Genomic DNA, 12,229 nt, shown 5'->3' with positions numbered 1-12,229 from the left:
AATCACCAAACGCGGCCAAAGACAAAGCCGAAATCAGCCGGGCGGGGGCTTGCGCTCTGCCTTCGCTTTGCGCAACAGGGGCGGGACAGGAGGCGTGTGTGGGCTTTGCGGGTGCGATGGTGGTGGCGATGGCGGTGGATGCCCTCCTGGGCTGGCCGTCGTGGCTGTTCGCGCGGATCGGTCATCCCGTGACCTGGCTGGGTCGATTGATCGGTGCAATCGATCACGGCTGGAATCGCGCGTCAGATCCGCCAGCGCTCCGCCGCGCTGCTGGTGTCGCCGGAGCGCTCCTGGTGATCGCATTTTCCGTTGCGATCGGCTGCGCGCTTCAGGCCTTGCTTTCCTCGAGTTGGATCCAGATCGTGCTGGTCGGTATCCTGGCCTGGCCGCTGGTTGCGCTGCGCTCGCTGCATGATCACGTGGCCGCCGTCGCAAATCCATTGCTGGCTGGCGATATCGCCGCCGCGCGCGACGCGGTCTCGCGCATCGTCGGCCGCGATCCCGCAGCGCTCGATGAAGCCGGCATCGCGCGCGCGGCGATCGAGAGCCTTGCGGAAAATGCCTCCGACGGCATCGTGGCGCCGGTGTTCTGGGGCGCGTTGTTCGGCCTCCCGGGCATCCTCGGCTACAAGGCGATCAACACGCTGGACTCCATGATCGGCCATCGCGACGAGCGGCACGAGGCCTTCGGCTGGGCGGCGGCGCGCATTGACGATGTCGCCAATTTCATTCCGGCGCGGCTGACCGGATTTTTGTTCGTGCTGTTAGCGCCGCGGCGATCGGAGGCGCTGTCGTGCATGACGCGCGACGCACGCCGTCACCGCTCGCCCAATGCCGGCTGGCCGGAGGCGGCCATGGCGGGGGCGCTTGGCGTCCGGCTCAGCGGCCCCCGCATCTATCAAGGCAGCGCGACCGACGAGCCCTGGCTCAACGAAGGCGCGCGCGATCCGCGCTCCGCTGATATCGCCGAGGCACTGACGGTCTACCGCCGCGCCATGCTGCTGCTCGTTGGCACCCTTGCGATTCTGGCTTTCGCGTGAAAGAACGGGACATGCGCGAGCACGGTGGAAATCTGGATCTGGCACAGCAGCGTTTTGGCGGACGCGCGGAGGACTGGATTGACCTGTCGACAGGGATCAACCGGCTGCCTTATCCCGTGGGCGAGATCGATCCGCACCATTGGAATGCGCTGCCCTCGCGATCCGACATCAACGCCCTGCATCAGGCGGCGCAGCATGCCTATCGCACCAGCGCACCGATCGTTGCGATGGGCGGCGCGCAGGCTGCCATTCAATTGCTACCGCAACTGGTACCAACCGGCCGCGCCCGCATCCTCGGACCGACCTACAATGAATACGCAGGAGTTTTGTCGGCCGCAGGCTGGGATGTCCAGGAGGTCGGGGAGCTCGACGCGCTGGCGGGCGCGGATCTCGCCATCGTCGTCAATCCCAACAATCCCGGCGGTCAGCATCATGCACCAAAGGATCTGCTCGCACTGCTGTCGCGCGTCGGCCGTCTCGTCATCGACGAGAGTTTTGTCGATGCCGTTCCGCAGCTGTCGCTTGCATCGGAAGCCGGTCGGCCGGGACTGCTGATCCTGCGCTCGTTCGGAAAGTTCTATGGCCTTGCCGGCCTGCGGCTCGGCTTCGTGATCGGCAATGCCGCCGACATTGGCAAGCTTGCGTCGATGTCGGGGCCATGGCCGGTTTCGGGAGCGGCGATCGCGATCGGCTCTCGCGCGTTGCGCGACGACGCCTGGGCCGAGGCCACGTCAGCGCGACTTGCCCGGGACTGTGTTCGCCTCGACGCCATTGCGCAAGCGCAGGGCTGGATGCTGCTTGGGGGGACGCCGCTTTTCCGTCTCTACGAGACGCCCGACTCGCTCGCCGCGCAAGACAGATTGGCACGAAGCCAGATCTGGTCGCGCGTCTTCGCGCAAAAGCCGACATGGCTTCGGCTCGGGCTTCCCGGCAGCGAAGCCGAATGGATGCGCCTTGCCGAGGTGCTAGCGCGCTAGCGCGAGCAGTCCTTCGACGTCGAGATGCTTTTCGATGTGGTCGGCCAGCGCCTCGAGCGCGCTTTCGACCCTGGCGTGGTAGGGCTCGTTGCCAGCGGGAATGTCGAGCTTTGCGAGGTACGCCTTGCGGAAATCATCCGACGTGAACAGGCCGTGCAGATAGCTGCCCTGCACGCGGCCATCGCGCGAGATCGCGCCTTCGGGCTCGCCGTTCAGTGTCGCAAACGGCCGCGTGCGGTCCGGCCCGTCAGTACGGCCGATGTGGATTTCGTAAGCCTCGATTGGCTGGTCCGTGTCGGCATGCACGGCCGCGACACGCGTCAGCGTCTTCTGCGGACTCATCACCGTGTCCACGTCCAGGAGCCCGAGGCCCGGCGTGTCGCCTGCGGAGCCTTCGATGCCGTCAGGGTCGGCGACGCTGCGCCCGAGCATCTGATAGCCGCCGCAGAGACCGAGAACATGGCCGCCCCTGCGGTGATGCGCGAGCAGATCGATGTCCCAGCCCTGCACGCGCAGGAAGGCGAGATCGCCGCGGGTGGATTTCGAGCCGGGGATGATGACGAGGCGGACATCGCCGGGGATGGCTTCGCCGGGGCGTACCATCACGAGATCGACGCTCGCTTCGAGCTTGAGCGGATCGAGATCGTCGAAATTAGCGATCCGCGACAGCGCCAGGCACGCGATCTTGCATTGGCCGGGCTTTCGCGCGTCGCTCAGGCCGAGCGCATCCTCGGCCGGCAGCTCGCCGGCGCGGGCGAACCAGGGCAGCACGCCAAGGCCGCGCCATGCGGTCTTTTGCTCGATCAGCTTGTAGCCATCGTCGAACAGCGTGGGGTCGCCGCGGAACTTGTTGATGACAAAGCCTCGGATCATCGCGGCATCGTCGGGGTCGATCACCGTCTTGATGCCGACCAGCTGGGCGATGACGCCGCCGCGGTCGATGTCGCCGACCAGCACGACCGGCACGTCGGCCTTGCGCGCAAAACCCATATTGGCGATGTCGGCCTTACGCAAATTCACCTCGGCCGGACTGCCCGCGCCTTCGACCAGAACGAGATCGGCGCGCGCCTTCAGCCGCTCAAAGCTCTCCAGCACTGCGCCCATCAGTGAGGGCTTCATGGCCGCGTAGTCGCGCGCACGCGCGGTCGCGATGCGCTTTCCGTGGACTATCACCTGCGCGCCGACATCGGTCTCGGGCTTGAGCAGCACGGGGTTCATGTCGGTGTGCGGCTCGACGCCGGCGGCGAGGGCCTGCAACGCCTGGGCACGGCCGATCTCGCCTCCGTCGATGGTGACGGCGGCATTGTTCGACATGTTCTGCGGCTTGAACGGGAGCACGCGCAGGCCGCGCCGCGTGAAGGCACGCGCGAGACCGGCGACGATGAGCGACTTGCCCACGTCCGAGCCGGCCCCCTGGATCATCAGCGCGCGTGCCATCGAACTCAGAACTCGACGCCGGCCTGTGCCTTGATGCCGGAGCGGAAGGGATGTTTCACCAGCGTCATCTCGGTGACGAGATCGGCGATCTCGATCAACTCGTCCTTGGCGTTGCGGCCGGTGAGCACGACATGCGTCATCGGTGGCTTCGAGGTGGTCAGAAACTCGACGACCTCGGCGATGTCGAGATAGTCGTAGCGCAGCGCGATGTTGATCTCGTCGAGCACGACCATGCGCAGGCTCTCATCGAGAATCAGCTCCTTGGCCTTCTCCCAGCCGGCGCGCGCGGCGGCGATGTCGCGGGCGCGGTCCTGCGTCTCCCAGGTAAAACCTTCGCCCATGGCGTGGAACTGGCAGAGGTCGCCGAAATGGCCGGTGAGCAGGCGTCGCTCGCCGGTATCCCAGGCGCCCTTGATGAACTGCACGACCGCACAGGGGAAGCCATGGGCGACGCAGCGGACGATCATGCCGAAGGCCGAGGAGGACTTGCCCTTGCCGGCGCCGGTGTGGACGATGATGAGGCCCTTTTCGCCGCTCTTGGTCGCCATGATCTTGTCGCGGGCGGCCTTCTTCTTCGCCATTTTCGTGGCGTGGCGAGCGTCGGTTTCCTCGGCCGTTTTTGTATCCGGTTCAGGCGTCATCGGTCCCGGTCCTTCGGCTTGACAAGTGGCGGCCACCGGCAAATGGTGGCCCAGCGTTGGTTCCTGTCCTATGACAGGCGAAGAGGGAATGCGATAGGGTCCGAATCGGCAAGATTTGGGTCCAAAATGCAGCCGCCCCCGCGACCGTGACCGGAGAGATGTCCGAAGCCACTGATTCCCGCGGGAATCGGGAAGGCGGGGATCGAAGGGGAAAACCCTGCTCCGCAAGCCGGGAGACCTGCCTGCGCGGACGAGTTTTGGACCGGCGGACGGGGTGTTCCGCGACGGGGAAAACGGGCCTTCTGAAGAATGGTCCGTGTGCCTCATCGCCTCCCGCTGTTATCTGGAAGAGGCGATGACCGTCACACTTCACGTCTGCATCACCTGCCGTGCCGGCGAGACGCCTGGCGAGGGCGAGGCGACGCCCGGCAAGCGCCTGCATGGTGCGATCCTCGACGCCGGCGTGCCCGAAGGCGTCAATGTGGTTCCCGTCGAATGCCTGTCGGCCTGCAATCAGGGTTGCTCGGTCGCGCTCAGCGCGCCCGGCCGGTGGTCTTACGTCTATGGCCGCCTGTCGGATGCGAATGCGCAGGATGTGGTCGCAGGCGCCGCGGCCTATGCGGCCGCGCCTGACGGCCTCGTGCCCTGGCGCAGCCGGCCGGAAATATTCCGCAAGCAGTCGCTTGCCCGCATTCCCCCCATTGCCGTCGTGCCGGAGGCCGCCGAATGAATTCGCTCGCAAAAGTCCCCGTGACGGTGGTCACCGGTTTTCTCGGCTCTGGCAAGACGACGCTGATCCAGCATCTGCTCAGCAATGCCGGCGGCAAGAAGCTCGCCGTGCTCGTCAACGAGTTCGGCAGTGAGGGCGTCGACGGCGAGATATTGAAATCCTGCGCCGACGCCAATTGCCCGGAGGAAAACATCGTCGAGCTCGCCAACGGCTGCATCTGCTGCACGGTTGCCGACGATTTCATTCCGACCATGGAAAAACTGCTGGCGCGGCCGGTGCGGCCCGATCACATCCTGATCGAGACCTCGGGCCTGGCGCTGCCGAAGCCGCTGCTGAAGGCATTCGACTGGCCGGAGATCCGTTCGCGCATCACCGTCGACGGCGTGATCGCGCTGGCGGATGCCGAGGCTGTCGCCGCTGGCCGCTTTGCACCGGATCCGATTGCAGTCGAAGCGCAGCGCGCCGCGGACGAGAATTTGGACCATGAGACGCCGCTGTCGGAAGTGTTCGAGGATCAGATCGCCTGCGCCGACATCGTGCTGCTGACCAAGGCCGACCTCGCTGGGGCGGCGGGACTTGAAGCGGCCAAGGCTGCCATCACCGCCGAGATGCCGCGCCGCGTGCCGATGCTCCCCGTGACCGACGGTGCGATCGATGCGCGCGTCATCCTCGGTCTTGGCGCTGCCGCCGAGAACGATCTCGCCGCGCGTCCCTCGCATCATGACGGCGAGGAAGAGCACGAGCACGATGATTTCGCCTCCGTCGTGATCGACCTTCCTGAAGTCGCCGACGTCGATGCGCTGGTCGCATCCGTCCAGAAGCTGGCGCGCGAGCAGAACGTGCTGCGCGCAAAAGGCTATATCGCGGTTGCGGGCAAGCCGATGCGCCTCTTGCTGCAGGCGGTCGGCCAGCGCGTGCGCCATCAGTTCGACAAGCCCTGGGGCGCAGGTCACAGGCGGTCGAAGCTCGTCGTGATCGGCGAGCACGGCGATATCGACGAGGCCGCCATCAAGGCAGGACTAGGTATCTGATGCACGTCGTCTTCCGCGAGAGCCGCGGTCTGGAGGAGACCGCGACGCCAAGGGATATCGGCCAGGACCCGGCCGATCTCGTGGTGCTCTCGTATTCGGATTCAGATCTCGCGGCGTTCGCAGCCGGCTGGCGGCGTGGTCGCGAGAGCCTGCCGACGCTGCGGCTCGCGAATCTCGCGGAATTGCGTCACCCGCTTTCGGTCGACACCTATATCGAGCGCACGCTGTCGCAGGCGCGTGGCATTCTGGTGCGGTTGATCGGCGGTGAGTCCTATTGGTCCTATGGACTTGCGGCGCTCCAGCAGCTCGCGAAGGACCGTGGCATTGTGGTCGCCGTGCTGCCGGCCGATGGCCGTGACGACACGCGGCTCGATGCATACTCGACCTTGCCTGTCTCGACGCTGCGCCGGCTCAAGGTGCTCTGCGACGCCGGCGGTCCGGTCGCGGCGCAGGCCGCGATTGCACAGCTCGCGCTAGCCTCGGGACTCTATGCCGGGCCAGTCATCGGCGAGACGGCCGTGCCCGAGATGGGGTTCTACGATCCCGCCCGCGGCGTCATTGCGGCGCCGGCGCAAGGCGAGGGCAGGCCGCGCGCTCTGGTAACGTTCTATCGTTCCTATCTCACCGCCGCGGACCCGGGCCCGGTCGATGCCTTGATCGCAGCGCTGCGCGAGCGCGGCTTTGATGCCTGCGGCGTGTTCGTCACCTCGCTGAAGGCTGCGGGCGTAGCGGATTGGTTGCGGGCGCAGCTCGCGCAAAATCCTCCGGCGGCGATCATCAACGCGACGGCGTTCTCAGCCCTGGGCGATGACGGCACGACGCCGTTCGATGCCGCATCGTGCCCGGTGTTCCAGGTCGCGCTCTCCACCGCCCGGCGCGAGGACTGGACGGAGTCGCTGCGCGGCCTTTCGCCCGGCGATCTTGCGATGCACGTGGTGCTGCCCGAGGTCGATGGCCGTCTGTTCGCGGGCGTGGTGAGCTTCAAGTCGGCAGCCGGGCGCGATCTCGATCTGCAGTTCTCACACCTGGCGCATGGCGCCGATGAGGAGCGCGTGACAGCCGTCGCCGCGCGCGTCGCGGCCTGGCGGAGCCTTGCGGTGAAGCCGGTTGCCGAGAAGCGGCTGGCAATTGTGCTCTCGAACTATCCGGGACGACCGCACCAGATCGCGCACGCGGTCGGGCTCGATGCGCTGGCCTCGGTCGAGGCGTTGCTGTCCGATCTCGCTGAGGCCGGCTTCGATGTTGTTCCGGTCCATGCGCTCGGCGAGGCGCTGCTCAAGCAGAAACTCACCTGGAGCATCGCCGATTATCGCGCGGCGCTTTCGCGCCTGCCGCAAGTCTTGCAGGATGATCTCGCGCAAGCCTGGGGCGCGCCGGAGGATGATCCGAGCTGCCAGGACGGCGCGTTTCACTTCGCAGCCGTCGCTTCCGGCAAGTCGATCATCGCGGTTCAGCCGGAACGCGGCGATGCAACCACGCGCGATACCGATTATCACGATCTCGCCCGCACGCCGCGCCACGGTTATGTCGCGTTCTATCTCTGGCTCCGAGAGCAGGGCATCGATGCCGTCGTGCACATGGGCGCGCATGGCACGCTGGAATGGCTGCCCGGGAAGTCCGTGGCGCTGTCGTCCGCGTGCTGGCCGGAAGCCCTGATCGGCGATCTCCCAATCATCTATCCCTTCATCGTCAACGATCCCGGCGAGGCCGCGCAGGCGAAACGGCGCATTGGCGCCGTCACCATCGGCCATCTGCCACCGCCGCTGGAAACATCCTCGGTGCCGGAGGCCCTGCGCCGGCTCGAACGACTTCTCGACGAATACTCGACTGCTGATGGTCTCGATCCCGCGCGCCGTCAGCGATTGATCGCTGCGATCCGCGAAGAGGCGCGCGCGGCAGGCCTCGAAGACGATCTCGGTTTGGATGCCTCGGCCGCACCGGCCGAAGCCATTCCGCGCATTGATCGCTTCGTCTGCGATCTCAAGGAAAGCCAGTTCGGCGACGGCCTCCACGTGTTCGGCCGCGGTGCCTGCGCCGAAGCGGAACGCGATGCACTGCGTGCCGCGCTTGCCGGCCAGCGCGTTGCGCCGGGACCGTCGGGCTCGCCCTATCGCGGGCGCCAAGACGTGCTGCCGACCGGACGCAATCTCTTTGCCGTCGATCCGCGCGCGGTGCCGACGCCGTCGGCACATGCGCAGGGGATAAAACTCGCCGAAGAGCTGCTGCGCCGCCATCTGCAGGATCACGGCGACTGGCCGAAGGGGCTCGTGGTCGATCTCTGGGGTTCGGCAACGATGCGCACCGCGGGCGAGGAGTTCGCGATGGCGCTGCATCTGGCCGGCCTTGCGCCGCGCTGGGATCGCGCCTCCGGCCGCGTCACCGGCTACGACATCGTCGCGCCGGCCGAGCTCGGCCGTCCCCGCATCGATGTCACGTTGCGGGTGTCGGGCCTGTTCCGCGACGTCTTCGCAGGTCTCGCTCAATTGTTCGAGGCCGCCTCCGAAGCGCTTGCGGCGCGCGAGGACGAGGGCGACGAGAATCCGTACCGCCACCGCGCCTCCCGCGTGTTCGCGCCGCGTCCTGGACAATACGGCGTGGGCCTATCCGCGATCCCCGATGCCTTCATGCCGGAGACACGCGAAGCCGCCGGTGAAGCCTGGTTGTCGGCATCGTCCTGGGCGTTCTCGGCCGACGGCGAGATGCAGCCGAATCGCGCCGGCATCGAACAGCGCCTCGCTGCGGCCGATGCCTTCGTCCATGTCCAGGACTTGCCGGAAACTGATCTGCTGCTCGCGACCGATTATGCCGCGCATGAAGCCGGCGTTGCGGCGGCTGCGGCGCATCTCGGCGCGGCAGGACCCTCGCTCTATCACCTCGACACGACGCGTCCCGAGCAGCCCCACGCGCGCACCCTGACCGAGGAGATCTCACGTGTCGTCCGTGCGCGCGCGGCCAATCCGGCGTGGATCGGTGGGATGATGCGTCACGGTTTTCGCGGCGCTGCCGAGATCACGGCGACGCTCGAGCACATGGCCGCTTTCGCGCATCTCGCCGGCGCCGTGCCGCCGCATCTTTTCGATCTCTACTATGATGCGACGCTCGGCAATGACGACGTCCGCGCTTTCATGGCGCGTGAAAATCCGTCCGCTCTCGCCGCGATGGAAACCTGTTTTGCGCGCCTGCACGATGCGGCGCTTTGGCAAACGCGCCGTAATTCGATCGCGGCGGCGCTGCGGGAGGCCTCATGAGTGCGGCCACGGTCAAGGGCTGGTGTCCCGGTGCGCTGCGCCCGATGCTCTCGGGCGACGGGCTCGTGGTGCGCGTGCGTCCGTTCGGTGGGCGGCTCGAAGCACCACAAATCACAGGACTTGCCGAGCTCGCCGGGCAACACGGCAATGGTCTGATCGACGTGACGAGCCGCGCCAATCTGCAGATCAGGGGCGTCAGTGAAGAAGGCCATCGGCCGTTAATCGACGGCCTTGCACGATTGGCGCTGCTCGATCCGGATCCGGCCACGGAAGCCCGTCGCAACATCCTCGTCACGCCGTTCTGGCGCGCTGGCGACGCGACACAATCGCTCGCCGCCGAGCTCGAAGAAGCGCTCGAGGATAATGCGCTCGCGCTTCCAACGAAATTCGGCTTCGCCATCGATGACGGGACCTCGCGCGTGCTCGCCGGCGATTCCGCAGACATACGCATCGAGCGCGATCGCACAGGTCACCTCCTGGTGCGGGCCGATGGCGCAAAGCTCGGCCGCTCCGTCGCACGTGGAGAGGCCGTGAGCACGGCGCTCGCGCTCGCAAGCTGGTTCCTGGTCTCCGGCGGCGCGACGGGCGGGCGAGGGCGCATGGCGGCGCACATTGCGTCCGGCGCGGCATTGCCTCAATCGCTACGCGGCGAGACCGAGCCCGCGCCCGTGATGGCCGCCTCGCGCCCCGGGCACTATCCGCAAGGTGCGATGGTCGGCGTCGCATTCGGGCAGATGCTGCATACGACGCTGCATCAGTTCGCCGGTTGTGGGCATGCGCTGCGCATGACGCCCTGGCGAATGGTGCTGAGCGAGGGTAAGCGGGAGATGCCGAACGCGCCGGGCCTGATCACCGAGCCCTTTGATCCCGCGCTGCGCGTCATCGCCTGCAGTGGCGCACCGCGCTGCCGCGAAGCCCATGCCGATACGCGCGCGCTCGCAGCAGCGCTCGCCCCGCGCATCGCCGCCGATACGCGGCTCCACGTCTCCGGCTGCGGCAAGGGTTGCGCCCATTCCGGCACGGCCGCGGTCACGCTGGTGGCGACGCGCGCCGGCTTCGATCTCGTCCGTGATGGCTCGATCCGCGATGAGCCGGTGCTGCGCGGCCTGAACGGCGCCGACATCGTCAGCGATCCCTCCATCCTGGTGGGAGGGAACTGATGCCCCACACGTACGAGACCGATGGCGCGGCGATCTACCGGCAGTCCTTTGCGACCATCCGCGCCGAGGCCGATCTCGCGCGCTTTTTGCCCGACGAGGAGCAAGTTGTCGTGCGGATGATCCATGCCGCCGGCATGGTCGGCCTGGAGGCGCATATTCGCTTCACGCCCGGCATGGCGACCACTGCGCGCGCCGCCCTGCAGAGAGGCGCGCCGATCCTGTGCGACGCGCGCATGGTCTCGGAAGGGATTACCCGCGCGAGGCTTCCCGCGGCGAATGCTGTGATCTGCACGCTGGGCGACGCCGCCGTTCCCGCGCTCGCCCAATCGATGCACAACACCCGCTCGGCCGCGGCGCTGGAGCTGTGGCGGCCGCATCTCGATGGCGCGGTCGTTGCGATCGGCAACGCGCCGACCGCGCTGTTTCATCTGCTCAATATGCTGGAGGACGGCGATTGCCCGCGGCCCGCGGCGATCATCGGCTGTCCCGTCGGTTTCGTCGGCGCTGCCGAGTCCAAGGCCGCGCTGATGGCTGATCCGCCGGTGCCGGCGCTGACGGTCGAGGGTCGCCTCGGCGGCTCCGCGATCACGGTTGCCGCGGTGAACGCGCTGGCGAGCCGGAGCGAATAGCGATGGGACGCATCATCTGCTGCGGTCTCGGCCCCGGCGATCCTGATCTGATGAGCGTGCGCGCCGATCGCACCGTGCGCGGCGCTAGCCACGTCGCCTATTTCCGCAAGAAGGGCAGGCCGGGCCAGGCGCGGCGGATCGTCCAGGGCATGCTGGGGGCCGACGTCACCGAATATCCCATGGAATATCCCGTTACGACGGAGATCGCCTTCGATAGCGCCGAGTACGTGCAGCTGCTGGCCGGCTTCTACGACGAGTGGGCGGAGCGCCTGGCGCGGCTGGCGCGCGCGGTCGACGTCGTTGTGCTCTGCGAGGGTGACCCTTATTTCTACGGCTCCTTCATGCACCTGCACACGCGCCTGCAAGGCCGTGTCGAGATCGAGGTGATTGCGGGCATTCCCGGCATGGTCGGCTGCTGGAACGGCGTCGGACAGCCGATCGCGCTCGGCGATGACGTGACGACCGTGCTGATGGGGACGCTTCCCGAAGGCGAGCTCGAGCGGCGCATGCGCGATTCCGATGCGCTCGTCGTCATGAAGACCGGCCGCAATCTCGCAAAGGTGCGCCGCGCGCTCCGCTCCGCCGGCCGGCTCGACGATGCCTGGCTGGTCGAGCGCGGCACCATGGCGGGCGAGCGCGTGGTTCGGCTCGCCGACATTGACGGTGCGGACTGTCCCTATTTCGCGATCGTGCTGGTGCACGGCAAGGGCCGGCACCTGGACGCCGCAGAATGACGGGCACGTTGACCATCGCGGGCCTGGGGCCGGGCAGCGATGCGCTGGTGACGCCCGAGGTCACGGCTGCGCTGGCGGCCGCAACTGATATTCTCGGCTATGCGCCCTATGTCGCGCGCGTACCGCCGCGTGCTGGGCTGAAGCTGCATCCCTCCGACAATCGCGAGGAGCTGCAGCGCGCGAGCGAAGCCCTGCGGCTTGCGTCCGAAGGCGGGAAGGTCGTTGTCGTGTCCTCGGGTGACCCCGGCGTCTTCGCGATGGCCTCTGCCGTGTTTGAGGCGCTCGAACAGGCGCCGCAATGGCAGGATATTTCGATTCGCGTGCTGCCTGGCATCACGGCCATGCTGGCAGCTGCCGCGCGCGTAGGCGCGCCGCTCGGCCATGATTTCTGCGCCATCAATCTCTCCGACAATCTCAAGCCCTGGGCAGTCATCGAGAAGCGGCTGCGGCTCGCCGCCGAAGCTGATTTTTCGATTGCGATGTACAATCCGCGCTCGGCAAGCCGGCCGGAAGGATTCGGCCGCGCGCTCGCGCTGCTGAAGGACGCCGGCTGCGGCGAGCGCCTCGTGATTTTTGCACGCGCGATCAGCGCTGCCGACGAG

At 67.1% G+C, this 12,229-nt stretch carries 11 protein-coding genes and 1 riboswitch; of the genes, 9 read left to right on the top strand and 2 right to left on the bottom strand.

Going from position 1 to position 12,229, the window contains the following annotated elements:
• Positions 1 to 98: 98 nt before the first annotated feature.
• Together cbiB and cobD are read left to right on the top strand one after the other, a co-directional pair.
• Positions 99 to 1,040 (top strand): adenosylcobinamide-phosphate synthase CbiB, encoded by a 942-nt coding sequence (gene cbiB / locus CV770_RS16295; protein ID WP_245453769.1) that lies wholly within the window; start codon positions 99 to 101, stop codon positions 1,038 to 1,040.
• Between the two features lie 11 nt (positions 1,041 to 1,051).
• The gene (cobD, locus tag CV770_RS16290; RefSeq protein WP_201759879.1) at positions 1,052 to 2,017 is read left to right on the top strand and encodes a threonine-phosphate decarboxylase CobD; all 966 of its coding nucleotides are present in this window, start codon (positions 1,052 to 1,054) and stop codon (positions 2,015 to 2,017) included.
• On the opposite strand, the gene CV770_RS16285 is transcribed toward cobD, so the two are convergent.
• Both CV770_RS16285 and cobO read right to left on the bottom strand, forming a co-directional pair.
• Positions 2,006 to 3,454 (bottom strand): cobyric acid synthase, encoded by a 1,449-nt coding sequence (locus CV770_RS16285; protein WP_104463019.1) that lies wholly within the window; start codon positions 3,452 to 3,454, stop codon positions 2,006 to 2,008. The genes cobD and CV770_RS16285 overlap by 12 nt on opposite strands.
• A gap of 5 nt (positions 3,455 to 3,459) precedes the next feature.
• Positions 3,460 to 4,095, bottom strand: coding sequence for a cob(I)yrinic acid a,c-diamide adenosyltransferase (cobO, locus tag CV770_RS16280; protein ID WP_028142439.1), 636 nt, complete (start codon positions 4,093 to 4,095; stop codon positions 3,460 to 3,462).
• A 40-nt stretch (positions 4,096 to 4,135) separates the two neighbouring features.
• Positions 4,136 to 4,355: riboswitch (cobalamin riboswitch) on the top strand.
• Between the two features lie 95 nt (positions 4,356 to 4,450).
• On the opposite strand from cobO, the gene CV770_RS16275 reads away from it, so the two are divergent.
• The 7 genes from CV770_RS16275 to CV770_RS16245 all read left to right on the top strand — a co-directional run.
• On the top strand, positions 4,451 to 4,825 hold the full coding sequence (locus tag CV770_RS16275; protein WP_018315957.1) for a DUF1636 family protein: 375 nt from the start codon (positions 4,451 to 4,453) through the stop codon (positions 4,823 to 4,825).
• Entirely contained in the window at positions 4,822 to 5,856 is a 1,035-nt protein-coding gene (cobW, locus tag CV770_RS16270) for a cobalamin biosynthesis protein CobW (RefSeq protein WP_091952810.1), read from the top strand. The genes CV770_RS16275 and cobW overlap by 4 nt, the downstream gene beginning before the upstream one ends.
• Positions 5,856 to 9,104 (top strand): cobaltochelatase subunit CobN, encoded by a 3,249-nt coding sequence (cobN, locus tag CV770_RS16265; protein WP_104463018.1) that lies wholly within the window; start codon positions 5,856 to 5,858, stop codon positions 9,102 to 9,104. The genes cobW and cobN overlap by 1 nt, the downstream gene beginning before the upstream one ends.
• Positions 9,101 to 10,264: a precorrin-3B synthase gene (gene cobG / locus CV770_RS16260; RefSeq protein WP_091952805.1), complete on the top strand. Its 1,164-nt coding sequence runs from the start codon at positions 9,101 to 9,103 to the stop codon at positions 10,262 to 10,264. Before cobN ends, cobG begins: the two co-directional genes overlap by 4 nt.
• Positions 10,264 to 10,893, top strand: a complete 630-nt coding sequence (locus tag CV770_RS16255) for a precorrin-8X methylmutase (RefSeq protein WP_091952801.1) — start codon at positions 10,264 to 10,266, stop codon at positions 10,891 to 10,893. Before cobG ends, CV770_RS16255 begins: the two co-directional genes overlap by 1 nt.
• Before the next feature lie 2 nt (positions 10,894 to 10,895).
• Positions 10,896 to 11,627, top strand: coding sequence for a precorrin-2 C(20)-methyltransferase (locus CV770_RS16250; RefSeq protein ID WP_104463017.1), 732 nt, complete (start codon positions 10,896 to 10,898; stop codon positions 11,625 to 11,627).
• The coding region (locus tag CV770_RS16245) for a precorrin-3B C(17)-methyltransferase (RefSeq protein WP_104463057.1) at positions 11,624 to 12,229 on the top strand (606 nt) is incomplete at its 3' end. The genes CV770_RS16250 and CV770_RS16245, both read left to right, overlap by 4 nt.

Origin of the sequence: Bradyrhizobium sp. AC87j1 (assembly GCF_002936975.1) — a bacterium.
In the GTDB taxonomy this organism is placed as follows: domain Bacteria; phylum Pseudomonadota; class Alphaproteobacteria; order Rhizobiales; family Xanthobacteraceae; genus Bradyrhizobium; species Bradyrhizobium shewense.
This window is presented reverse-complemented; position numbering and strand designations above follow the sequence as displayed.